The 23,366-nt window shown below is 62.7% G+C and carries 25 protein-coding genes; 7 read left to right on the top strand and 18 right to left on the bottom strand.

What is annotated here, in order from left to right; translation table 11 throughout:
* The first annotated feature begins 21 nt into the window (after positions 1–21).
* Positions 22–945 (top strand): COG3904 family protein, encoded by a 924-nt coding sequence (locus D3242_RS06660; RefSeq protein ID WP_064984159.1) that lies wholly within the window; start codon positions 22–24, stop codon positions 943–945.
* 197 nt (positions 946–1,142) lie between these two features.
* Here the strand turns inward: D3242_RS06660 and D3242_RS06655 are convergent, their stop codons facing one another.
* Positions 1,143–1,727, bottom strand: a complete 585-nt coding sequence (locus D3242_RS06655) for a GDYXXLXY domain-containing protein (RefSeq protein WP_020628892.1) — start codon at positions 1,725–1,727, stop codon at positions 1,143–1,145.
* Positions 1,724–2,842 carry a DUF2157 domain-containing protein gene (locus tag D3242_RS06650; protein WP_064984341.1) on the bottom strand — a complete coding sequence of 373 codons (1,119 nt, stop codon included), beginning with the start codon at positions 2,840–2,842 and terminating at the stop codon, positions 1,724–1,726. Before D3242_RS06650 ends, D3242_RS06655 begins: the two co-directional genes overlap by 4 nt.
* 235 nt (positions 2,843–3,077) lie before the next feature.
* Between D3242_RS06650 and D3242_RS06645 the strand changes: the two genes are divergently transcribed.
* The 4 genes from D3242_RS06645 to D3242_RS06625 all read left to right on the top strand — a co-directional run bounded on the left by D3242_RS06645 (position 3,078) and on the right by D3242_RS06625 (position 6,259).
* Complete coding sequence (locus D3242_RS06645; RefSeq protein ID WP_013531315.1) at positions 3,078–3,218, top strand: DUF1127 domain-containing protein; 141 nt, start codon at positions 3,078–3,080, stop codon at positions 3,216–3,218.
* Positions 3,219–3,267: 49 nt separating this feature from the next.
* Positions 3,268–3,408, top strand: coding sequence for a DUF1127 domain-containing protein (locus D3242_RS06640; protein ID WP_019858543.1), 141 nt, complete (start codon positions 3,268–3,270; stop codon positions 3,406–3,408).
* Positions 3,409–3,973: 565 nt separating this feature from the next.
* Positions 3,974–5,383, top strand: a complete 1,410-nt coding sequence (trmFO, locus tag D3242_RS06635) for a methylenetetrahydrofolate--tRNA-(uracil(54)-C(5))-methyltransferase (FADH(2)-oxidizing) TrmFO (protein ID WP_064984157.1) — start codon at positions 3,974–3,976, stop codon at positions 5,381–5,383.
* Positions 5,384–5,776: 393 nt separating this feature from the next.
* Positions 5,777–6,259, top strand: a complete 483-nt coding sequence (locus D3242_RS06625) for a T6SS immunity protein Tdi1 domain-containing protein (protein WP_167470416.1) — start codon at positions 5,777–5,779, stop codon at positions 6,257–6,259.
* 10 nt (positions 6,260–6,269) lie between these two features.
* Here the strand turns inward: D3242_RS06625 and D3242_RS06620 are convergent, their stop codons facing one another.
* The 6 genes from D3242_RS06620 to yajC all read right to left on the bottom strand — a co-directional run bounded on the left by D3242_RS06620 (position 6,270) and on the right by yajC (position 11,945).
* The gene (locus D3242_RS06620) at positions 6,270–7,220 is read right to left on the bottom strand and encodes a sterol desaturase family protein (protein WP_171880382.1); all 951 of its coding nucleotides are present in this window, start codon (positions 7,218–7,220) and stop codon (positions 6,270–6,272) included.
* Positions 7,220–7,648 (bottom strand): hypothetical protein, encoded by a 429-nt coding sequence (locus D3242_RS06615; protein ID WP_064984151.1) that lies wholly within the window; start codon positions 7,646–7,648, stop codon positions 7,220–7,222. The genes D3242_RS06620 and D3242_RS06615 overlap by 1 nt, the downstream gene beginning before the upstream one ends.
* A gap of 79 nt (positions 7,649–7,727) precedes the next feature.
* Complete coding sequence (locus D3242_RS06610) at positions 7,728–8,579, bottom strand: phytoene/squalene synthase family protein (RefSeq protein WP_064984149.1); 852 nt, start codon at positions 8,577–8,579, stop codon at positions 7,728–7,730.
* 1 nt (position 8,580) lies between these two features.
* Positions 8,581–8,976: an Mth938-like domain-containing protein gene (locus tag D3242_RS06605; RefSeq protein ID WP_019858550.1), complete on the bottom strand. Its 396-nt coding sequence runs from the start codon at positions 8,974–8,976 to the stop codon at positions 8,581–8,583.
* Between the two features lie 26 nt (positions 8,977–9,002).
* Positions 9,003–11,552, bottom strand: coding sequence for a protein translocase subunit SecDF (gene secDF, locus D3242_RS06600; RefSeq protein WP_038647236.1), 2,550 nt, complete (start codon positions 11,550–11,552; stop codon positions 9,003–9,005).
* Positions 11,553–11,603: 51 nt separating this feature from the next.
* Positions 11,604–11,945 carry a preprotein translocase subunit YajC gene (gene yajC, locus D3242_RS06595; protein ID WP_010909882.1) on the bottom strand — a complete coding sequence of 114 codons (342 nt, stop codon included), beginning with the start codon at positions 11,943–11,945 and terminating at the stop codon, positions 11,604–11,606.
* 288 nt (positions 11,946–12,233) lie between these two features.
* Here yajC and D3242_RS06590 point away from each other — a divergent pair, with 288 nt between their 5' ends.
* Positions 12,234–13,109, top strand: coding sequence for an ATP-binding protein (locus tag D3242_RS06590; RefSeq protein ID WP_027046915.1), 876 nt, complete (start codon positions 12,234–12,236; stop codon positions 13,107–13,109).
* Here D3242_RS06590 and D3242_RS06585 read toward each other — a convergent pair.
* Positions 13,099–13,923 (bottom strand): AraC family transcriptional regulator, encoded by an 825-nt coding sequence (locus tag D3242_RS06585; RefSeq protein ID WP_064984148.1) that lies wholly within the window; start codon positions 13,921–13,923, stop codon positions 13,099–13,101. The genes D3242_RS06590 and D3242_RS06585 overlap by 11 nt on opposite strands.
* 111 nt (positions 13,924–14,034) lie before the next feature.
* Here D3242_RS06585 and D3242_RS06580 point away from each other — a divergent pair, with 111 nt between their 5' ends.
* Complete coding sequence (locus D3242_RS06580) at positions 14,035–14,925, top strand: NAD-dependent epimerase/dehydratase family protein (protein ID WP_064984146.1); 891 nt, start codon at positions 14,035–14,037, stop codon at positions 14,923–14,925.
* 128 nt (positions 14,926–15,053) lie between these two features.
* Here D3242_RS06580 and D3242_RS06575 read toward each other — a convergent pair whose 3' ends face one another.
* The 9 genes from D3242_RS06575 to D3242_RS06535 form a co-directional block, all read right to left on the bottom strand.
* Positions 15,054–16,601 (bottom strand): peptidoglycan DD-metalloendopeptidase family protein, encoded by a 1,548-nt coding sequence (locus D3242_RS06575; protein WP_019858555.1) that lies wholly within the window; start codon positions 16,599–16,601, stop codon positions 15,054–15,056.
* Between the two features lie 258 nt (positions 16,602–16,859).
* Positions 16,860–17,513 carry a protein-L-isoaspartate(D-aspartate) O-methyltransferase gene (locus D3242_RS06570; protein ID WP_064984145.1) on the bottom strand — a complete coding sequence of 218 codons (654 nt, stop codon included), beginning with the start codon at positions 17,511–17,513 and terminating at the stop codon, positions 16,860–16,862.
* Complete coding sequence (surE, locus tag D3242_RS06565) at positions 17,510–18,268, bottom strand: 5'/3'-nucleotidase SurE (protein ID WP_019858557.1); 759 nt, start codon at positions 18,266–18,268, stop codon at positions 17,510–17,512. The genes D3242_RS06570 and surE overlap by 4 nt, the downstream gene beginning before the upstream one ends.
* Complete coding sequence (gene serS, locus D3242_RS06560) at positions 18,268–19,572, bottom strand: serine--tRNA ligase (protein WP_038647242.1); 1,305 nt, start codon at positions 19,570–19,572, stop codon at positions 18,268–18,270. Before serS ends, surE begins: the two co-directional genes overlap by 1 nt.
* 104 nt (positions 19,573–19,676) lie before the next feature.
* The gene (tatC, locus tag D3242_RS06555) at positions 19,677–20,552 is read right to left on the bottom strand and encodes a twin-arginine translocase subunit TatC (RefSeq protein ID WP_019858559.1); all 876 of its coding nucleotides are present in this window, start codon (positions 20,550–20,552) and stop codon (positions 19,677–19,679) included.
* Positions 20,549–21,310, bottom strand: a complete 762-nt coding sequence (gene tatB / locus D3242_RS06550) for a Sec-independent protein translocase protein TatB (RefSeq protein ID WP_064984143.1) — start codon at positions 21,308–21,310, stop codon at positions 20,549–20,551. The genes tatC and tatB overlap by 4 nt, the downstream gene beginning before the upstream one ends.
* A gap of 31 nt (positions 21,311–21,341) precedes the next feature.
* Positions 21,342–21,563 carry a twin-arginine translocase TatA/TatE family subunit gene (locus tag D3242_RS06545; protein ID WP_015317533.1) on the bottom strand — a complete coding sequence of 74 codons (222 nt, stop codon included), beginning with the start codon at positions 21,561–21,563 and terminating at the stop codon, positions 21,342–21,344.
* A gap of 180 nt (positions 21,564–21,743) precedes the next feature.
* Positions 21,744–22,508, bottom strand: coding sequence for an SMC-Scp complex subunit ScpB (gene scpB / locus D3242_RS06540; protein WP_019858563.1), 765 nt, complete (start codon positions 22,506–22,508; stop codon positions 21,744–21,746).
* Positions 22,505–23,308 (bottom strand): segregation and condensation protein A, encoded by an 804-nt coding sequence (locus D3242_RS06535; protein WP_064984339.1) that lies wholly within the window; start codon positions 23,306–23,308, stop codon positions 22,505–22,507. The genes scpB and D3242_RS06535 overlap by 4 nt, the downstream gene beginning before the upstream one ends.
* Positions 23,309–23,366 lie beyond the last annotated feature (58 nt).

Raw genomic sequence — 23,366 nt, 5'->3', positions numbered from 1 at the left:
GGGCAGCAGCCGTTTCTTGTTGTGTCCGGCGAGTTCAAAGACAATGAACCCCTGAACGCCTTTAGCAACGCGGTTGTGAGCAGCGGCGCCCGGAGGATCGTATTCAACTCCCCCGGCGGCAACGTCGGCAGCGCGCTTCGGTTGGGGCGTATGATCCGCGCGGCAGGGTTGGATACGCTTCAGCTTCGCCAACTGCAGTGCGCCTCAGCCTGCTCACTGGCCTTCTTGGGTGGCGTCCACCGTGTTGCCGAACCAGATTCTATCGGCATTCATCGGGCTTGGTTGAAATGGACTGACGGGATTTCCAGAGAAGAAGCCAAGGCCCGTGTCCAGCTCGGAACGGCCGCAATCACATCCTACGTAGTCGAGATGGGAGTGGACCCCGAACTGATTGAGTTGGCTTCGAGCTTTGACAAGAATGACATAAGATACCTATCGGCCAGCGAAATGGCAGAGTTGCGTGTGACCAATGTCGCAGCGAACCAATCGCCCGCGGATACATTGCAGGTGTCGACGAGGCCAGATCCTGCGCCCGTGCCGCTGCCTGCGCCCGACGCAAGGCAACAGGCGGAGAGCGCTGCGGTCGCTTTCGTCAAGGATCTGATCGAGCATCATGGCGACAACGACGATTTCGCTCTTGCTCAAGTTCAGGCGTCCTACGCTCGCACAGTCGACTATTATGGCAAGTTGACGAACCTGAGTTCGATCCTTCAGGACAAGAGGAACTATTACCGGCGATGGCCTGAACGCATATATAACGTCCGCAATGACAGCATTGCGGTCACCTGTGCAAACGATCGCTGCATGGTTTCTGGCGCGTATGACTGGGTTGTGCGCAGCCCCTCGATACACAAGCAGGAAAAAGGCGTAGCAGACTTTAGCTACACAATATCGACTGGTCCCTATCCCAAAATCGTCGCCGAGACGAGTAAGGTCCGGAGTTGATCAGTGGAGTTCTCCATCCCTGAGTCAATGAACTTTCTTGCGAAAAATCTGTTTGGCTATTTCGTATAATGGCACACACGGGCTCCCAGTGGGGTACGACTGCCGCGCTGCCGCAACGCCTGTACGGCAAAGACCTTACGCTTGATTTAGGGGGTTCTGGTCTCTCGATTCGCACCGATGACCGGGATCCATCGTTATCAATATAGCGGCTCCTCGAACAGCGTCTTGTCGCCGTCCACCAGCGCCTTGATCTGCGCGGTGCCGTCGCTGGCAAGGGCAAGCCTTATCCCGAACGGGCGCACCCGCATGTCATCCTGGATCGCCATCCCCTCGCCTTCCGGCAGGTAGAACCGCTCGATGCCGTAGTCCGGCGCGATGGTCATGCCCTCGCTGCGCAGATCCCAGCCTTCGGCGACATGGCCTGCAATATCGGCCTCGTCGGCCGCGGCCGGCGTCGGCGCCTTGCCGAACCAGGCGGTGGTCGGTGTCCAATAACCGTCGGCGCCCTTTTTCAGGCGCACGACGATCGAAGTGTCGTCGCTGGAGAACTTGCCGGCGGGAATGTTGGCGATCATCTTCACTGGTATGCGCGAAATGTCATAGCCGAGGATGATATAGTCGCCGCGCAGCAGATCGCGCGGATCGACGGGTTCGATCTTCAAGAGCACTTCCTTGCCGTTGCGCAGGATCGCCGCCCGGCCGGCGATGATCCAGCTCAGGAACCCGATCTGGACGAGCGCCAGCACCAGCGCCGAGATAACAAGCCTCTTTCCGGTCATCATGCCGTGGCTCCCCCCGTTGCCGGACCCTTCATGCGTTTTTCGACGCGGATGATGATGATCGCCAGGATGCCGAGCAGCACCGCGGCAGCAAGGAAGAAGCCGGCCGTGTCGAGCATCGACTGCAAGGTAACGACATAGATGATGGCTAGCTCGAAGGCGAAGCCGAGATAGGCAAGCCAGCGCAGGCCCCTGCTCTCCCGTCCCGCCAGCACGATGGCGGCGACGATGCCGGCCAGCGCGACGACCGAGGCAATGCCGAAACCGCTATTGTAGGTGCTTTCGTCGGCGAGTTCGAACTGGATGATGGCCAACCCGGTAAGGAAGCCGAGCAGCGCGTGCAGGGGCAACCGGCCGCCGAGCTGAACGATCCTGTCGACAGGTTCCGGTGCAAAGACAGCAGCCGCAAAGAGCACGGCGGACGCAATGACCAGGGGGATCGCCACCGGCAGCGTCGCGTGATTCCCGGCCAGCAGCACGAGATAGAAGAGCAGCGACAGGATGATCAGATGCCGTGCGGCCTGGCTGCGGGTCCAGAACGAGACGGCGAACAGCACGATCGCCATGACGACGAAGGCATGCGGAAACGCGCTGCGGCTGTAATAGTCGAACCCCTTCAGGAACAGCCAGGCGTCGGCGATGCCGACCGAAGCGACTGTAAGCGGGTTCGACCGGAGCGCGACCGCCGCCAACGCCGTAGCGGCGCCCCAGGTGACGAGCGCGGAAGCCTCGTCGCCGGACAGGTGATACATCTGGCCGATCAGCGCGATCGAACCGCCAAAAGCAGCCGCAGCCACGATCCACAGGGCTTCGCCGATCGCCGCATGGGCGCGCGTCTTCAGCACAGCGCCGCCGACATAGCCGCCAAGGATGATGGCAAACAGCGCCGCGACCCGCGCTAGCCGCGTAATGGCATCCCAGTTGGCAGCGACGAAGATCAGGATGGCCGCGCCGAACAGCAGGGCCGCCATCATGGCCAGGATCGAACCGAAGCTCAGTGATTTGCGCGTATTCGCCTCGATGTCACGCGTCAGGGCATCGGCCGTCGCGGCGTCGATCAGGCCTGCTTGGAGCCACCGCGCAATGTCGGATCTGACCCGTGTCGAATAGCCCGCCATGTCCTGCATCCCCCGCAAGGTCGTTTTTTTAGCCGAACCAGCCAAACCGTTGACGTCACGGCACTTTCCGATTCTGGCTTCTTTGTGTCAGGTCCGTGAAGGCGCGTTAATGCTGCATTGCACAATTTGCATTGCTGCCATGCAGCCATAGCGCTTTTAAATCGATATGAGCCCGCCTACTTATAGTTCGTACACAAACGGAATGATCCGCAAGAAAGACGAAACGAGAACTACCATGAACCTGATCCGCAACTATCGCAACTGGCGCCGCTACCGGGACACCGTGTCCGAGCTGAGCCGCCTGAGCAACCGCGAACTGACCGACCTCGGCATCAGCCGCAGCGACATTCCCTACGTCGCTCGCAAGGCGGTCTAATTCTTCGGACCGCAAATGGTCCGAACAAGTTTCCGAAAAGAGAACGACAATGAACCTGATCCGCAACTATCGTAACTGGCGCGTATATCGCGAGACGGTTACCGAGCTGGGTCGCCTTTCGAACCGCCAGCTGCATGATCTCGGTATCGTCCGCGACGAAATCAAGATCATCGCCCGTCGGGCGATCTAACGGAATTTCGCTGGGGTCGACCTCCTCCCCGACCTCCAGCGAACGGTCAGCCCTTATCCTCCTCCCGAGGGTTGACCACCAAAACGGCGCCCGCCGCACCTCCTCCCGCGGCGGGCGCTGTTCCCGGAGCAAATGAACTTTGCTCCAAAGGGTTTCGCCCCTTTTCAAAACGCGAAAGAGATTTCGTCAAAGCCGACCTCCTCCCCGGCAATGACGAATAGGTCCAACCTTCACCTCCTCCCGAGGGTTGGCCAACCAAACGGCGCCCGCCGCACCTCCTCCCGCGGCGGGCGTTGTTTCTCCGGGGCAAAATGAATTTTGCTCCAAAGGGTTTCGCCCCTTTTCAAGACGCGAAAGAGATTTCGTCAAAGCCGACCTCCTCCCCGGCGATGACGAATATGGTCGATCTTCACCTCCTCCCGAGGATCGACCCCCAAAACGACACCCGCCGGACCTCCTCCCCCGGCGGGTGTTGTTGTTTTCAGCGTCTGGTTCACCATCTGCGGTTTGCGCGCACCAAGCACGGCAATTGCAATCGCCGCCCCAAGCGATTATTCCGGCGCTCATGAGCAAAAATCCCATACACATCATCGGCGGCGGTCTCGCCGGTTCCGAAGCCGCATGGCAAGCCGCGCAGGCCGGTGTTTCCGTCGTGCTGCATGAAATGCGCCCGGTTCGCGGCACGGACGCGCACAAGACCGATGGCCTGGCCGAACTCGTCTGTTCCAATTCCTTCCGCTCCGATGACGCCGAGAACAACGCGGTCGGCCTGCTGCATGCCGAAATGCGGCTGGCCGGCTCGCTGATCATGAGCGCGGGTGACGCAAACCAGGTGCCGGCCGGCGGCGCTCTGGCTGTCGACCGCGACGGCTTCTCCGAGGCCGTGACGAAAAAGCTCGAGGCGCACCCGCTGATCACCATTCAGCGCGAGGAAGTGCCCGGCCTGCCGCCGGCGGACTGGGACCAGGCGATCATCGCCACGGGGCCGCTGACCGCCCCGTCGCTTGCCCAGTCGATCGCCGAAGCGACCGGCGCCGATGCGCTGGCCTTCTTCGACGCCATCGCGCCGATCATCCATTTCGACACGATCAACATGGACATTTGCTGGTTCCAGTCGCGCTATGACAAGGTCGGCCCCGGAGGCACCGGCAAGGACTACATCAACTGTCCGATGGACAAGGAGCAGTACCTTGCCTTCGTCCAGGCGCTGGTCGACGGCCAGAAAACTGAATTCAAGCAATGGGAAGGCACGCCCTATTTCGACGGCTGCCTGCCGATCGAGATCATGGCCGAGCGCGGCGTCGAGACGCTGCGCTACGGGCCTATGAAGCCGATGGGCCTGACCAACGCGCACAACCCGACAGTCAAGGCCTATGCCGTCGTCCAGCTGCGGCAGGACAATGCGCTGGGCACGCTCTACAACATGGTCGGTTTCCAGACCAAGCTGAAGCATGCCGAGCAGGTCCGCGTCTTCCGCACCATTCCGGGCCTGGAGAACGCCGACTTCGCCCGCCTCGGCGGCCTGCACCGCAACACCTACATCAATTCGCCGACCTTGCTCGACGCCTCGCTGCAGCTGAAATCGCGCCCGGGCCTGCGCTTCGCAGGCCAGATCACCGGCTGCGAAGGCTATGTCGAAAGCGCCGCCATCGGCCTGCTCGCCGGCCGCTTCGCCGCCGCCGAGCGGCTCGGCCAAGCACCGTCGCTGCCGCCGCTCACCACGGCCTTCGGCGCGCTGCTCAACCACATCACCGGCGGCCACATCGTTTCCGACGACGAGCCGGGCAAGCGCTCCTTCCAGCCGATGAACGTCAATTTCGGCCTGTTCCCGCCGGTGGAAGCGGTGAAGATCGAAGGCAAGCGCCTGCGCGGCAAGGACAAGACGGTCGCCAAACGCCATGCCATCACATCGCGCGCGCTGGGCGATTGCCGGCAATGGCTGGGGCTGCCGGCGCGGGCCGAGGCAGCGGAATAATTTATGGCTGACAGGCTGCCCCAGGGTCTTACCGCCGGATTTGCCGAAAAGCGATGAAGCTTTCATCTGCGACTATGAGGTTATCTGGAGCATCTACATCAGATGCAACAACCGGCAACAGCTACGCGCGGTTCACATACCGGCGTTTGAGGCGCTGATCGGCCAACCCCATGGCGGCGAATGTTGGCTTACGAAAATGAAAATTACAATGAGAACCGCGTCCGAAGCCTCAAGAGGATCGTTGCCTTGCAGGGCCCTGAAGGTCCCTACAATGATCAGTTCCTCCTCGATTTCATGAAGACGCTCTATTCGCTGTCATCCTTGTGGGCCACCCAAGCTCGTCGCCCTTAGCGAAAACCAACACTGGGCTCTATCTTCATGGCGGAGGCTCCAATGACGATCAGGTGGCGGGAGATCGCGTTCCAACTTGAACCGGATATCGCGCAGGCGGCAGCAAGAGCGTGGTCATGGCTTTTACCAGAGCCGTGGACCCCACTTGTCTGCTCAATGGTGGGAGGCATGTTTGTCGAGCGACCGAACAACGCGGTTCATTGCCTAGACACGGCGACGGGCTTGGCCGAGCAGGTAGCCAACAGCAGGAGGGACTTTGAGGAGATGAGCAGGACAGCTCCTGATCTGGTTGATGAGTGGTTCCTTCCGCCGCTTGTCGAACGCCTTCACGCTGCGGGCAAGAAGCCGACGTTAGGAGAATGCTACGGCTTCACCATCTTGCCCGCCTTTGCCGAGGGCAAATTCGATGTCGAGAACATGTTTGTGGTTCCCGTGCGTGAGCAGTTCGTAGGGATGGCCGATATTCATCGCCGGTTGAGCGAATTGTCCGACGGCTCAAGGGTACGGCTCAAGGTGGTCGATTAGGCGCGTAACGCTATTCCGCCGGCCCCGCACCTGCCATAGGCAGCCCTGGCTTGCCCGCTTCGCTGGGATTTCGCCTGACATAGGCGGCCTTCAGGCTCTTCGAGGTTTCGCGCGAGCCGTCATGGCTCCAGCCGGGCGGCTTGATCAGGTAGTTGATACGATCGCCGAGCGAGAGCCCCGGCGCGAAGGCATCCCTGAACATGCCGATCCATTCGTGGAACGCCACCTTCAGCGGGTTGAAGGTGCCGAGATTCCTGACGATGCCGTAACGCGGCCGGTCCTCTTCCAGCTCCTCGACGAAGGTGCCGAACATGCGATCCCAAATGATCAGCGTGCCGGCATAGTTGGCGTCGAGATAGCGCGGATTGGTGGCGTGGTGGACGCGGTGGTGCGAGGGCGTGTTGAAGATGAATTCGAACCAGCCCCACATCTTGCCGATGGTCTCGGTGTGGATCCAGAACTGCCAGACGAGGTTGAAGCCGAAGGTGAAGGCAATCACCGCTGGGTGAAAGCCGAGCAACACCAGCGGCGCCTGCAGCACGAACATGAAGGTGAACAGACCCGTCCAGCTCTGCCTGAGCGCCGTCGACAGATTGTAGTGCTGGCTTGAGTGATGGTTGACGTGCTCGGCCCACACCCAGCGCACCCGGTGCGCGATGCGGTGATAGACATAGTAGCGCAGATCATCGAGCAGGAAGGCGGCCAGGAACACCCAGACCGACAGGCCGAGATTGAAGATGCGGAACTGCCACAGCCATAGCAGCTCCCAGTAGGAGACGACGCCAAGCAGCAGCCCGGCGACGACATTGCCGGTGCCCATCATCAGGCTGGTCAGCGTGTCGCGCGTCTCGAACGAGCCCTTCGCGCGGCCGGTGCGCACCAGCCAGAGCTCGATCAGGATGGCGGCGACGAAGAACGGAATGGCCAGCTGGGTGACCTGCGGAAAATCATAGCTGTCCATCACACGGCCTCCCTGGCGGCATGGCGTGCTTCAAGAGCCTTTAGCAAGGCCTGCGCATCGCCGGCATTGGCGAAGCGGAAAAGGCCGCCCTTCCAGGTGAAGTCCGTCAACCGCAATTGAATTGTGTTCGTCTCCTCGGACCTGGACACCGAGACGTCCGCAGCCATGACGATACGCGTCAAAAAGCAGTCGCCAATGCTGTGGACGATGCCGGTGCGCCCTCGTCCAAGGTCCAGAAATGCCGTTTTGGCGTCCGCCGTGAGGCGAACTGTTGCAACCATCTCGTCGGGAAAATCCTCGGCGAAACGGTGCAACGCCTGATCGGGGTCGGTCAGCGTGGCAGGCTTGCTGCCGCCGGTGAAATGCACCGCGGCAACCGACAGCGCAATGCCAAGGACGACGATCGCCACCAGAACGGGCAAGCTCATGGATTTCCTCCGGGCCGGCCTATCATCTCTGGCGACAGTTCCCAGCACAGCCGAATCCTTAGCACGATTGACGTTTACGTCAAAGTGCCGGCCAGCCCTTGCTCGCTCGCCGCAACAGCAACAAATGCCGGCGCAAGGCGGACAGCCGCGCGACGCCGTCGAGCGGCGATTGGCGCGAGCCTTCCATCCTGTCGAGATAGGCACGCGACAGTGCCAGCGGCAGGAATGCCGGATGCAAGGCCACCGGCAGGGCCGCGGCGCCCCGCTCGAAAGCGGAAAGGTGTTCGCGCGCCAACGCTATCATCGCCGCCACGGCGCGCCGCGCCCCAGGCCCGCCATCGCCGGCAACAAACTCTTCCGACGTCGATCCCGCCGCCGCCAGAATGTCGGCCGGGACAAAACACTGCCCGCGCTTGCGGTGCAGCGGCAACAGAAGCAAGAGGCCGGTCATGGCCTGCGCGCAGCCCGCCCTGCCCGCCAATTCAGCGAAGCGGGGCGCCTCGACGGGATCGAGCACCATCGCCGCAAGCTGGATGAGCGCGGCCGCCGTCTCGCCGCAATAGCCTTCCAGGTCGGTGCGCGACGGCATCGGGTCGTCATAAAGATCGAAGATGCGCGCTTCGAGCATGTTGTCGAATGCCAGCTTGGGAAGGCGGTGGGCGGAAATTGTCGCCTTCAGCGCGTCGGCGACGGGATGGCCGATGGCTGCATCATCATTGTCGACGCCGATGAGGTCACGCCACCATTGCAGCCGCACCTCGCCCGGCAACGCTTCATGGATGCGATCACGGATGCCGGCGATTTCGGCATTGAAAGCGTAAAGCGAAAACAGCGCGTCGCGCTTTTCGGCCGGCGCGTAGAGTGCCGTCAAATAGCGGTCATGGTCGGCGGCGCGCACCGCGTCCATGACGATTTTGGCATTTTGCGACATATCAATCGACGGCGATGAGCGCTGCGGCCACGGCGCGGTCTTCCGCCAGAAGGACATTGTAGGTCCGCACCGCAGCCCCGGTCGACATCGGGTCGGACGCAATGCCCGCCTCTTTCAGCGCCGCTCGCAGCGCTGCCGGCAATGGCCTCAAATCCTTGCCCATGCCGACCAGCAGGATCTCGACCTTATCGGCTTCGGCCAGCAGTTTTTCGAAATCCGCCACCGCCAGCGCTGAAGCGTCCGCCGGCTCCCAGCCATGGATGCCGGATGGCAGGCACAGCAGCGAGCCGCGATGCGACATGTCGGCAAAGCGGAACCCGCCATTGCCATAAGCCTCGATCGGCGCGCGGCCGGGGAAATGCGCCTCGCGGATGACGATGCCTTTGCCGGTCACCACTGTTGTCACCCCTTCGGGGCCGCGCGTCAGGTCGCGACCGCCTTGCCGCCGTTGACCGGCTTCTCCTCGTCGGCCGAGGCCTGCGGGCGCAGCTTGAACAGGATCAGCAGCGGTGCGGCGATGAAGATCGACGAATAGGTGCCGAACACGACGCCGAACAGCATCGCCATGGTGAAGGAGCGGATGACTTCGCCGCCGAACAACACCAGCGCCAGCAATGCCAGGATCGTCGTCACCGAGGTCAGCGTCGTTCGCGACAGCGTCTCGTTGATGGCGTTGTTCAACAGCTGCGGCAGCGGCATTCGCTTGTATTTTCGCAGATCTTCTCGGACGCGGTCATAGACCACGATCGTGTCGTTCAGCGAATAGCCGATGATCGTCAGGATCGCCGCCAGCGACGACTGGTTGAATTCGAGCCCGGTGATGACGAAGAAGCCGAGCGTCATGACCACATCGTGCACCGTCGCCACGATGGCGCCGACCGCGAACTGCCACTCGAAACGGAACCAGACATAGACCAGGATGCCGACCAGCGCGACCAGCATGGCGATAGTGCCTTGCTTGGCCAGTTCACCGGAAACAGTCGGTCCCACCACTTCGACGCGGCGGAAATCATACTGGTCCTGCAGCTCGCCGCGCACCTTGTCGATGACCGTCTGCTCGGCATTCTCGCCGCCATCCTGCGTGCCGACACGGATCAGCACGTCATTCGGCGCGCCGAACTGCTGCACCTGCACTTCGCCGATATTGAGCTCCATCAGCCTGGCGCGGATATCGCCGAGATTGGCATCGCCGCTCTTGGACTTCACCTCGATCATCGAGCCGCCCTTGAAGTCGATGCCGTAATTGATATCGACCGTCATGAACAGCACCACGGACAGCACCGACAGGAAGCTCGACAGTGCGAACGTCCAGCGACGGATGCCCATGAAGGGGATCTTGGTGCCCGGCGGAATGAAGGTCACCGGGGCCTTCGGCAATTCCTTCGGACGGGCGCGGCGCAGCCAGATCGACACCAGCAGGCGCGTGAAGGTGAAAGCGGTGAAGACGGTTGTCAGGATACCGATGGCGTAGGTGATGGCAAAGCCCTTCACCGGCCCGGTGCCGAGATAGAACAGCACCACGGTGGCGATCAGCGAGGTGACGTTGGAATCGACGATGGTCGCCAGCGCCTTCGAGAAGCCGGTGTCGATCGCCTGGATCACCGAGCGGCCAGCCCGTCGTTCCTCACGGATGCGTTCGTAGATCAGCACGTTGGAATCGACCGCCATGCCGATGGTCAGCACGATACCGGCAATACCGGGCAAGGTCAGCGTCGCCCCAAGCAGCGACAGCAGCCCAACGATCATCGCCACGTGCACCGCCAGCGCGATGTTGGCGAGGAAACCGAGGAAGCCATAGGCGACGAACATGAAGGCGACGACGAGGATCGAACCGATGATACCGGCGACCTTGCCGGCATGGATCGAATCCTGGCCAAGGCCTGGGCCGACAGTGCGTTCCTCGATGACCGTCAATGTGGCCGGCAGCGCACCGGCTCGCAAAAGCACGGCGAGATCGTTGGCGCTCTGGGCGGTGAAATTGCCTGATATCTGGCCGGTCCCGCCGAGGATCGGTTCACGAATCTGCGGCGCCGAGATCACCTGGTTGTCGAGGATGATGGCGAAGAGCTTGCCGACATTCTGCGAGGTCGCCTGGCCGAAGCGGGCAGCGCCCTTCGAATCGAAGCGGAATGAGACCACCGGCTCGTTGTTCTGCGAATTGTAGGTCGCCTGCGCGTCGACGAGGTTTTCGCCCGAAACGATGACGCGGTTTTCGATCAGATACGGAACCGGCGGGTCGTCCTGGGAATAGAGCACCGTGGAACCGGCGGGCGGGCGCCCCTTGAGCGCGTCCTGCACCGGCATCGATTGGTCAACCATCTGGAAAGTCAGCTTCGCGGTCTGGCCGAGGATTTCCTTCAGCCGCTGCGGATCCTGCAGGCCCGGTACCTGGACAAGGATGCGGTCGTCGCCTTGCCGCTGCACGATAGGCTCGGTGGTGCCGAGTTCGTTGACACGGCGCTCGACCACTTCGATCGACTGCGCCAATGCGGTCGATGTGCGGTATTTGATACCGGCATCGGTGACGGTGAATTTGAGCAGGCCCGGCTCGGAATCATCCAGCGACATTTCCTGGATGGAGCCGCCACTGAACAGGCCGGCGGCGACAGGATCGGTCAAGGTCTTCAACGCCTTCTTCGCGGCGTCGAGCTGGGCCGGGTCCGTGATGCGGACCTGCAGGGTCCGCCCGGTGCCGGCAAGGCCGGTATAGCCGATCTTGGCGTCACGCAGCAGCGTGCGGATTTCGTCGCGCGTCGTCTCCAGCCGATCCTTGATCAGATCGTTCTGGTTCATCTCCAGCAGGATGTGCGAACCGCCCTGCAGGTCGAGGCCGAGCGTCATCTGCCGCTTCGGCACCCAGCTCGGCAGCTGGGCCAACGTGCTGGCGGGGAACAGATTGGGCGCGGCGAGGATCACTGTGATGGCGACGGCCACCCAGATCAGGATCATCTTGAAGCGCGAAAAATACAGCATATGGCGTCGTCCGTCAGAGCGTGTCCGCGGATCGCTCCGCCTTGAATTGGGTTATTTCTTGGCGTTCTGGTTGGCCACCGGTTCGCCCTTGACGCGCACATCGGCGATCGTCGAGCGCAGCGCCGTCACCTTGGTGCCACCACCAAGGTCGATCTCGAGCTCGTTGTCGTCGATCACCTTCGTCACCTTGCCGACGAAACCACCGCCGGTGACGACCGTGTCGCCGCGGCGGACCGCCGCCAGCATCTCGCCGCGCTTCTTCAGCTGCGTGCGCTGCGGGCGGATGATCAGAAAATACATGATCACAAAAATCAGGACAAACGGCAAAATGCTGATGAACATATCGGGAGAGGCGCCGCCAATGCCTTGGGCGTATGCCGGTGTCACGAACATCGAGGTACTCCTGAATTTTGAAAACAGCCGCCAACCGTCCTGCGGAGTTTGGCGGCCCCTTGAAATTTGGCCGGAATATAGTCGGTAAAGTTGTCAATGCAACTGCGCGACCGACCAAATCGGCTGCTTTTCCGGCCTGTTCGCCCGTGTTAGAGCATGATCGCGAAATGCGAGAGCCGGTTTACCGAAAAGATCACGCTCGAACAAAAGGTTGGGACCGGTTTCGAACCCGACGGATTCGAACGTGTCCCACCTGCCCGCCCCAGGAAACGAGCCAAAAGACCTGAAATGACCGACAGCACCATCGACGCCCTCAACAAGAAACTTGACCGCCTGATCGAGGCTGTCGGCCGCCTCGCCCCGCCGCCGGTGCCTGAAACCGACCTCGGCGAGGCCGACTGTTTCGTCTGGCAGGCCGACCCCGGCTATCTGGAGCCGGTGCGCAAGGTCAACCGCGTCGACATTGGGCTGATCCGCGGCGTCGACCGTGTCCGCGACATCCTTGTCGACAACACCGAGCGCTTCGCCGCCGGCTTTGCCGCCAACAACGTCCTGTTGTGGGGCGCGCGCGGCATGGGCAAATCGTCGCTGGTCAAGGCCGTGCATGCCGAGATCAACGCCAAGGCCAAATCCGACCTGCCGCTCAAGCTGATCGAGATCCACCGCGAGGACATCGATACGCTGCCCAAGCTGATGGGTCTGCTGAAGGCCGCGCCCTTCCGCGTCATCCTGTTTTGCGACGACCTGTCCTTCGATCATGACGACACGTCCTACAAGTCTTTGAAGGCGGCACTCGAAGGCGGCGTCGAGGGCCGTCCGGCCAATGTCATCTTCTACGCCACCTCGAACCGCCGCCATTTGTTGCCGCGCGACATGATCGACAATGAGCGCTCGACCGCCATCAATCCGTCCGAGGCGGTCGAAGAGAAGGTCTCGCTCTCCGACCGGTTCGGGCTTTGGCTCGGCTTCCACAAATGCTCGCAGGACGAGTATCTCGAGATGATCAATGGCTATGCCAGCCATCATGGCCTCGACATCGACCCAGAGCAGCTGCGCGCGGAAGCGCTGGAATGGGCGACGACGCGCGGCAGCCGCTCGGGCCGCGTCGCCTGGCAGTTCACGCAGGATCTGGCCGGCCGGCTCGGCAAGCCGCTCAAGGATTGAGGCCTCGCGCCCGTCGCACGTCGCGCGGCGTTTGGCCAATCTCGCGGCGCATCCAATGCGCCAGATGTGACTGGTGTGCGAAGCCCGCCAATTCCGCGACCTCGCTGGTGCTGAGATCGCCCTGCTGCAGCAGGGCATGAGCGCGTTCGACCCGCCGTTGCAACACGTAGCGATGCAGGGTGACGCCCGTCGCCACCTTGAACCATGTCCGCAGATGCGAGCTGCTCGCGCCGGCTACCCGGGCGAGTCGATGGACCGAGAGCGGCTCGTGGAGAGCCGCCTCAATGTGCTCCAGGACGCGCTTAAGCTGGGTATCCGACAAGCGGTTCGTCCGTTCGACGTCAATATCGTCGACACCAAGCAGCCTGACCGCCAGCGCGGCGCCAATGCTGTCGGCAAACAGGGAGCCGCTTGGTGCACCCGCATCGAGATCGCTCCGGAGCGCGCGAGCGAGATGCTCGATGCGCTGGTCGCGAAGCAGATGGCGTGTGTCGAGCCGCGATACCAGCGCCCTGCCGCCAAGTTCCGCCGCCACCCTTTCCATCAGGGCTGGCTGCAAGACAATCTCGATCGTGTCGAACGCGGTTTCAGCCTCGAAACCACCCTCCTCGCCAGCCGGCACCAGGTCGATATCGCCGGCGCGCCTGACGAAATAGCGCCCAACTTGATTGCAGTAGGAGCGCGTCGCCGCGCTTGCATGCACCATGACGCGATGGTGCGGCGCCCGCGGCAGACGATGGACACCTGCCTCGATGTGCCGGGCGATCATTGCGACGTCGGATGGGGATCGGGCCGAAGCAAATTGTGGACGCATGCACTCTCGATTCATGGCGAAACCTGTTCAAGATTTGGCAATTCCCGCGCGATTTTCAATGCCGCGACCCTGTACGCACGCCTCTCCATCAAACTCGGAAGAGAGGTTGCCATGAGTTTCTATGTTGTTGTCGGCGCAGGCCCGGTTGGACGCGAGACCGCGCGCCTTCTTGGTGAGGAAGGGCATGATGTCGTTCTCACAAGCCGAAGCGTCGGCTCGAACGCGTTGCCGAACGTGCGGACCATACAGGCCGATGCCACGGATGCCTCGGAACTGTCACGTATCTGCCGAGGCGCCGATGCCATCTTCATGTGTGCCATGGCCGCATATCATCGGTGGCCGACCGACTTTTTCCCCATCATCGACGGCACCGTGCGCGCGGCCGAAGCGGTCGGCGCCAAGCTCATCGTGCTCGGAAACCTCTATGGCTATGGGGAAAATGCCGATAGCCCGCTTCGCTCCGACCTGCCCCTGGATCCGACGTCGAGGAAGGGAACCGCCAGGGCGATCATGTGGCAGCGGGCGGTCCGTGCCGATGTACCGGCGATCGAAATACGCTCCAGCGACTATCTCGGACATGGCGCGATCAGCTACTTCTCACTGATCGCGCTGCCCGCCATCATCGAGGGCAAGCCTGTCGCCTTCATCGGAGACCTCGACGCAACCCATGCCTGGACCTTCACCAGGGACGTCGCGAGGACGCTGGTCGCGGCGGCCCGCTACAAGGGCGAATGGGGACGCGCGTTTCACGTTCCCTCGCAATACGCCTCACCCAGGGAGCTCATCCAGAAAACCGCGGCGATGCTCGCACGAGAGGTTTCAGGGACACGTTCCTATTCCGTCCCTGAGATCGAATCCCTGGGCATGCATGAGGCCATCGAGATGAGTTACCTCTTCGAGAGACCTCTGCTGGTTGATGCCTCCGAGACCGAGGCGCTTCTGGGCGTAAAGGCCAGCAGCATCGAGGAGATGATCGCCGACACGCTCCGTGATCAACTGTGACCCGCGCGGGCGGGCTTTGCAGCAACTGAAAAAGCCCGCTCCTTGCGGAACGGGCTGAGCCGGCGGGCCGGACTGGAGGTCAGACGGCCCGCAAAAATCGCTTTCTTCTTCTATTCGAGACAGCCGGACTATTCGAGATAACCAGAGGGGTCGACCGGGGCGGAATTCTTGCGCACTTCGAAGTGCAGCTTCGGCGAGTCCGTCGTGCCGCTCATGCCCGACAAAGCGATCTCCTGGCCGCGCTTGACCTTCTGGCCGCGCTGCACCTCGATCGAGCTGGCATGGCCATAGACGGTGACCAGGCCGTTCTCGTGGCGCACCAGCACCGTGTTGCCGAATTCCTTGAGCCCGTCGCCGGCGTAGATGACGACGCCGTTCTCGGCCGCCTTGATCGGCGTGCCCGAGGGCACCGCGATGTCGACGCCGTCCTTGCCGGATCCGAAACCGGAGATCACCCGGCCGCGCACCGGCCAGCGCATCTTGCCGATACCCGTGGCGTCCGGCGCTACCGCTTCGTCGTCCTCGGCCTGCTGGATGACCTTCGCGTCCTTCTTCGGCGGCGTATAGGATGCCAGCGTTTCCGACGGCGTGGTCTTTGCCGGGGGCTGCGTGGTTGCCGTGGTCACCGGATCGACTTTTGCCGGCTTGGCGCTGGCGACCGTCGCGGTTCCGCCGGCTGGTACCTTCAGGGTCTGGCCGATCTTGAGCAAACCGTCCTTCATGCCGTTGGCCTGCTTCAGCGCAACGACGCCGACGCCGGTCTTCCTGGCGATCGAGGACATCGTGTCACCCGACTGGACCGTATAAGTACCGGCGGCGCCTGTTGCCTTGGCGACCTGCGCGGGCTTGGGTTCCTTGGGCTGGCTCGCGGCGGCCGAAGCATCGACCTGCGCGGCGGACTTGCCTTCCTTGAGCTTAGGCTGCTGGGGCAGGACGGCGACCTTGTCCGGCGCGGTCGCAGGCAGGTCGTGCTTGCCATCCTTTGCAGGCCCGTCCTTCAACTGCTTTGCATCGGCGACCTTCGGCTCGGCCTTGCTCGAATAGGCATAGGCCGGGATGACGATCTTCTGACCGGTCTTCAGCCCCTTGGTCGGGCTCAGGCCGTTCACCTTCATGATGACATCGGCCGGCACTTTGTAATGCGCGGCCAGGCCGGAAATGGTCTCGCCGTCTCTGACGACGATTTCGGTCGCGTGCGGCCTGCCCGCCTCGGCCACCTTCGGCGCGTCGGGCTGGGCATTCTTGAACGGCTTGGCGGCCGGCTCGACGGTGCCGGTTGTCGTCCTGTCGACGTGGGGAGCGGGCCGAACCATGGCCGGCGCCGATGCGACACGCACCGGATTGGCGGCAGGCGCGAGCGCCGGCGCGGGTTGCGCCTGAGCTGAAACGGGCGGCGGCAACGGCCGGCTCGAAACCGGTTCGAGGCTGGAGCGGCTGACCGACTGCGTGTGGCTGCCGTCGAGCGGCGCGGCCGAGACATCGCCCGGATAGGGCTGCACGGCGTCCTGCTTGTTGATGATGGCGCGCTGATTGTTCGTCGAGGAAGTGAAGACGTCGTCGACGCTGTTGAACCGCGAGGCCTGGGAACTGCACCCGGCCGCCGCGCCTGCAATCATGAGAACAGCGCAGCCCCGCGCCAGATTGCGACCGTTTGTCTTCAAAACACTGAGTTGCATCGCACTAACCCGCACAAACTCTGCACCAACTGGATCGGATTAAAGCGCGTTAATGTTACTGGTCGGTTAACCCATTAGAATCCGACGAAAATTTTCTTAAAACATTTTCGGGTGCGTGGAGGCGCGTTGAGATTCAGGTCAGGCCGAGTCGAAAATGGTTGATACCGAGAACCGGAGCGGAACGTACTTTTCGTACGTGAGCACCGGAGCGCAGGTATCAGCCATTTGCAGGCCGGCCTCACCTGAATATCAATGCGCCTAGATGACCGCCGCGACGCTGCGCAAGATCGGCTGCAGCCGCACGAGGCCGATATCCTCGCGCTCGAAACGGCTGCCAACCTTGGTCAGCTTGGCCAGCACCTGCTCGCCCTCCTCCGGCCCGATCGGCGCAATGACGATGCCGCCACTCGACAATTGGTCGAGCAGGAAGCGCGGCAGGCTGTCGAAGGCCGCCCAGGCGACAATGCGGTCGAACGGGCCTTCTGCAGGCAGGCCGCCGGAGCCGTCAGCCTGGCGCACGACTACATTGCCGATGCCGAGCGCCTCGAAACGCTGCCTGGCCTGCTCGACAAGCGTCTTGTAGCGGTCGATGGTGACGATGCGCGCCGCCAGCCGCGACATCACCGCCGCCGAATAGCCGGTGCCGGTGCCGATCTCGAGAACGCGGTTTCCCGCTTCTATGGCAAGGGCCGCGATCACCGCCGCCTGCATGTCGGCGCCTTCGATCGCCTCGCCGCATTCGATCGGCAGCATGCGGTCGGACCAGGCGATCTGGTGGAAGTGAGGCGCCAGAAAGCCGCGCCGTGGTGTAGCCTCGAAAGCCGCGATCAGCGCCTTCGGCACGGTTCCCCTGCCGCGCAGGCGCAACAGGAAAGCGGCAAATCCTTCGCGGTCATCGATTGGCAAATTCATGCAAGCGCCTTGCTCAGCTGGTCACGGATCTCATGCGCGGTGAGGTCGAGCTGCAACGGCGTCACCGACACCAATCTGTTGCGCAGCGCGTGGAGGTCGGTGCCTTGCTTGCCCTCGACCGGCTCGCGGCCGAAGCGCAGCCAATAGTAAGGCAGGCCGCGCCCGTCACGGCGCTCGTCGACCCACAGGCTGTGCACGAGTTTGCCTTGTGTGGTGACCACCGTGCCAACGACTTCTTCGGGAAGGCAGTTGGGAAAATTGACGTTGAGCAGAACGCCGTCCGGCAGCGGCGTCGCGACGAGCTTCTTCAGCAGTGCCGGCGCCAGCGCCTCGGTGGTTTCGTAGGGAACGGTGCGATCCTCGCCGACATAGGAATAGCCCTGGCTGAGGGCGATCGATCGGATGCCGAGCAGCGCGCCCTCCATGGCGCCGGCGACGGTTCCCGAATAGGTCACGTCGTCGGCGATGTTGGCGCCCGAATTGATGCCGGAAAGGATCAGGTCGGGCGCGCCGGGCAGGATCTTCTTCACGCCCATGATGACGCAATCGGTCGGCGTGCCGCGCACGGCGAAATGCTTCTCGCCGATCTTGCGCAGCCGCAGCGGCTCCGAGATCGACAGCGAATGCGCATAGCCGGACTGGTCCTGCTCCGGCGCCACCACCCATACATCGTCGGAGAGTGTGCGCGCGACGCGTTCGAGCGACGCCAGGCCCTCGGCGTGAATGCCGTCGTCATTGGTCAGAAGAATGCGCATTACTTCGCTTCGATCTTTGCCAGACCGCCCATGTAAGGCCGCAGCACTTCAGGAATGGTTACGCTGCCATCCTCGTTCTGGTAGTTTTCGATGACGGCAATCAGCGCGCGGCCGACAGCGGTGCCCGAACCGTTGAGCGTATGGACGAAGCGATTGCCCTTGCCGTCCTTGTCCTTGTAGCGGGCATCCATGCGGCGCGCCTGGAAGTCGCCGCAGACCGAACAGGACGAGATCTCGCGATAGGCGTTCTGGCCGGGCAGCCAGACCTCGATGTCATAGGTCTTGCGCGCGCCAAAGCCCATGTCGCCGGTGCACAGCGTCATGGTGCGGAACGGCAGCTCAAGCCGCTTCAGCACTTCCTCGGCGCATTGCGTCATCCGTTCATGCTCGGCGAGCGAGGATTCCTGGTCGGTGATCGACACCAGCTCGACCTTGTAGAACTGGTGCTGCCGCAGCATGCCGCGCGTGTCGCGCCCGGCCGAGCCTGCTTCCGAGCGGAAACACGGCGTCAGCGCGGTGAAGCGCAGGGGCAGTTTTTCATGCGCGGTGATTTCCTCGCGCACCAGGTTGGTGAGCGGCACTTCAGCGGTTGGGATCAGGCCAAGCCTGCCCTCGCCGTGCGGCGTGAAGAACAGGTCCTCCTCGAATTTCGGCAGCTGGTTGGTGCCGAAAAGCACCTCGTCGCGCACCATCAGCGGCGGGATCACTTCCTCATAGCCGTGCGAGGTCGTGTGCAGGTCGAGCATGAACTGGCCGATCGCGCGTTCCATCCGTGCCAGGCCGCTCTTCAGCACGGTGAAGCGCGAACCCGACAGCTTGGCCGCCCGCTCGAAATCCATCATGCCGAGCGCTTCGCCGACCTCGAAATGCTCCTTCACCCAGTTCGGCCGCGTCGGCACCTTGCCGACGATGTGTTTGACGACATTGTCGTGTTCGTCCTTGCCGACCGGCACATCGTCGAGAGGCACATTGGGCAGCACCGCCAGCGCGTCGTTCAGCGCCTTGTCGAGCTCGCGTTCGCGCGCCTCGCCATTCTGGATGAAGGTTTTGATATCGCCGACTTCGGCCTTGAGTTTTTCGGCAAGAGCGGCGTCACCCGAACGCATGGCGTTGCCGATTTCCTTCGAGGCGGCGTTGCGGCGCTCCTGCTTGGTCTGCAGCTCGGTGACGTGTTCGCGCCGCGCCTCGTCCCTGGCGATCAAATCATCGACCGTGGACTGCGCCTCTGCCGCCGACCACGAGCGCTTGGCCAGCGCCTCGACAAGGGCCTTCGGGTTGTCGCGAATCCATTTGATGTCAAGCATAGTTTGAACGCTCCTGAGCTAAGCTCCGAGGGCGTAAACCGCATCCTTGACCGATGCAAGATGAGGCTGGGCGGCGGTTGTCGTTTTCCGCCGCTGCTGACGGCTTACGAAGCAGCCGGCGCCGGAGGCTCGTCCGGTGCCTTGTCGGCCACGGTCTCCCCGGCTTCCTGCTTCTCGCGCGCCAGGCGCTCGCGCTCCTGGCTGCGCTCGATCAGCCGGGCCGACCAGATGGCGACCTCGTAGAGCAGGATGGTCGGGATGGCCAAACCGATCTGGCTCATCGGATCCGGAGGGGTCAGCACGGCCGCGACGACGAAAGCGATGACGATCGCCCACTTGCGCTTCTCGGCCAGCGCCTTGGACGACAGCATGCCGACACGCGTCATCAGACTGGTCACCACCGGTAGCTGGAACACCAGGCCGAAGGAGAAGATCAGCGTCATGATCAGGCTGAGATATTCCGACACTTTCGGCAGCAGCGAAATCTGCACCTGCTCGTCGGTGCCGGCCTGTTGCATGGCAAGGAAGAACCACATCACCATCGGCGTGAAGAAGAAATAGACCAGCGAGGCGCCCATCAGGAACAGGATGGGCGACGCGATCAGGAACGGCAGGAAGGCGTTGCGCTCGTTCTTGTAGAGGCCGGGCGCGATGAATTTGTAGATCTGCGTGGCGATCAGCGGAAAGGCGATGACCATGCCGCCGAACATGGCGAGCTTGACCTGCGTGAAGAAGAATTCCTGCGGCGCGGTGTAGATCAACTCGACCTTGTGCGGGTCGAGCCCCGCCCACTTCGTCGCCCATTTGAACGGAACGACCAGAAGGTTGAACAGCTTCTTGGCGAAGAAGAAGCACACCAGGAAGGCGACGAAGAAGCCGCCGAGCGACCAGATCAGCCGGCGGCGCAACTCGATGAGATGCTCGATCAGCGGCGCCGACGATTTTTCGATCTCGTCCTTTTCCTTGTCCGAAACGCTCACTTGGCGGCTCCCGCCGTCTTCTTGGCCGCCGGCTTCTTCGCTGGCGCAGGTTTCGGTTCGGCTTTCGCCGCGGTCTTTGCCGCAGTCGCCTTGGCAGCGGCAGGCTTTGCTGCTGTCACGGCCTTTGTCGACGCCTTGGGCGCCGGTGTAGCTTTTGCCATCACCACAGGTGCGGCTTTTGCTGTCGCCGACTTCGCGGATGTCGAGGCCTTGGGCTGCGCCTTTGCCGCCGGCGCGGTCCTGGCGGACTTCTTGGCCGTGGATGCCTTCGGCGCCGCGGCAGGTTCCGTGGATGCCGCAACCACCGATTCATCGGTCATGGCCGGGAAAATCGGCGTTGGCGGCGTGGCTCCCGCGGCGCTGACGCCAGGCATTTCCGTTGCGCCGTTCTTCAGCGGCTCGGCCGCCTGCGGTGTCGAAGCGGCGGGCGTTGCCGGATCGGCGGCGGGCTTCGGCTTCATCGCGGCGTCGACGCCGGAGCGCACATCGACCGCCGCCTGCTCGAACGGATTGAGCTGCTTCCTGATCTCGGCCATCGGACTGAGGCCCCTGAGCTCGTCGACCGACTTCTTGACGTCGTCGAGCTCGGCTTCCTTCAGCGCTTCGTTGAACTGTTTCTGGAAGTCGGCGGCCATAGAGCGCAGCTTCGCCGTCGTGCGGCCGAAGGTGCGCAGCATATTGGGCAAATCCTTCGGACCGACGACCACGATCATGACGATCGCGATCACCAGCATTTCGGTCCAGCCGACTTCAAACATGGCACTCTGTTCCGACTAGAACTTTTTTGGCTCAGCTCTTGCTGGCTTTTTCCTTCGCGGCCGAAACGGTCTCGTCGGCACGGTGTTCGACGGTGCGCTTGTCGTCGGCAACGTCGTCGTCCGCCATGCCCTTCTTGAAGCTCTTGATGCCTTTGGCCATGTCGCCCATCAGCTCGGGAATCTTGCCGCGGCCGAACACCAGCAGCACGATCACCAGCACGATCATCCAGTGCCAAATCGAAAATGAACCCATAGCAAATCTCTCTCGAATGTTTTCCCTGGCGATGATCTATGCGTTTTCGCGTTGGGATTCAAACACAACAGCGACAGAGTTTATGAAAGGGTGACGGATGTCACGCTTTTTCGACTCGCTGGCCCGCTACCAATCGGCGCATCTACGACCTATCGGCGCGCTTGGACAGGGGCCGACAGGTCAATCTTCCGTGACGCGCGGCGTCAGCAGGCCGAGTTCCTCGAGATCGATATCGGTCAGCGGATCCTCGTCCTCGGTCAGCACATCGGGGTCGGCCGGCGGCTGCGGGATGGAGAAATTCGACGGCATGCGGCCCGAGAGCAGGCCCGCCCCCTTCAGTTCTTCCATGCCGGGAAGATCGCGGATTTCCTCGAGCGCGAAATGGTCGAGGAAGGTTTCGGTGGTGCCATAGGTGACGGGACGGCCAGGCGTCTTGCGGCGGCCGCGCATGCGCACCCATTCCGTCTCGAGCAGCGTGTCCAGCGTGCCCTTCGACGTCTCTACGCCGCGGATATCCTCGATCTCGGCGCGCGTCACCGGCTGGTGATAGGCGATGATCGCCAGCACTTCGAGCGCCGCACGCGACAGCTTGCGCTGCTGCACCGTGTCGCGGCTCATCAGGAAGGCGAGATCGCCGGCGGTGCGGAATGCCCACGCGTCGCCGACCCGCACCAGATTGACGCCGCGCCGAGCGTAGACCTGCTGCAGCTCGGCCATGGCAAGGGCGACGTTGATGCCGTCGGGCAAGCGCGCGGCAAGCTGCTTTTCGCTGACCGGTTCGGCACTGGCGAACACGATTGCCTCCGCCATACGCATGGCCTCCGCAATATGCAGGCGCTCGGCCGGGTTCTGCACGGGGTTCTCGGCCGAAGTCTGGTCGATCTCGCCTTCCAGTTCATCGTCCACCTTGAAGGGGATAACCGAAGCGTTGGCGCGTTCGCTCATAATGCCACCTCGACTGCCTTGATTGCCGGTGCGCGGTGATCGCGCAGATAGATCGGCGCGAACACCTCGTCCTGTCGCAGATCCATCTTGCGCTCGCGCACCAGTTCCAGTGTCGCCGCGAACGAGCTGGCGATCGCCGTGCGCCGCTCTTCCGGGCTGGTCATGTATTGGATGAGGAAGCTGTCCAGCGCCGTCCAGTCCCGCAGCGAGCCGATCAGCCGGGTCAGGATGTCGCGCGCGTCCTTGAGCGACCAAACGCCCCGCCTAGCGATCGTCACATTGGTGATCGCCTGCTTCTGCCGCTGCTGGGCATAGGCGGTCAGCAGATCGTAGAGCGACGCCGAATAGGCGTTGCGCTTCTCGATGATGACCATTTCGGGCATGCCGCGCGCGAACACGTCGCGGCCGAGCCGGTTGCGATTGACCAGGCGCGCCGCCGCGTCACGCATGGCTTCCAGCCGCTTCAATCGGAACTGCAGCACGGCCGCCAGTTCCTCGCCGCTCTCGCCCTCTTCGTCCGGCTGCTTGGGGATCAACAACTTCGACTTGAGGAAGGCGAGCCATGCCGCCATCACCAGATAGTCCGCCGCAAGTTCGAGCCGCAGCGCCCTCGCCGTCTCGACAAAGGCTAGATACTGCTCGACCAGTGCCAGGATCGAGATGCGCGCCAGGTCGACCTTCTGGGTGCGGGCAAGATGCAGCAGAAGATCGAGCGGGCCTTCGAAGCCGGCCACGTCGACGACCAACGACGGGTCGCCGGTGACACGTGAATCGTCATTCTCGGCCCACAGGCGGTCCATCGGTGCGGCCTTCGCGGCCTTGCTTTCCAATGTTTCCGCCACTGCCTTTGTCACTTCC

Origin of the sequence: Mesorhizobium jarvisii, assembly GCF_003601985.1 — a bacterium.
Classification (GTDB): Bacteria; Pseudomonadota; Alphaproteobacteria; order Rhizobiales; family Rhizobiaceae; genus Mesorhizobium; species Mesorhizobium jarvisii.
Note: the sequence above shows the minus strand (reverse complement) of the source record. Positions and strands in the feature narration are given on the sequence as shown.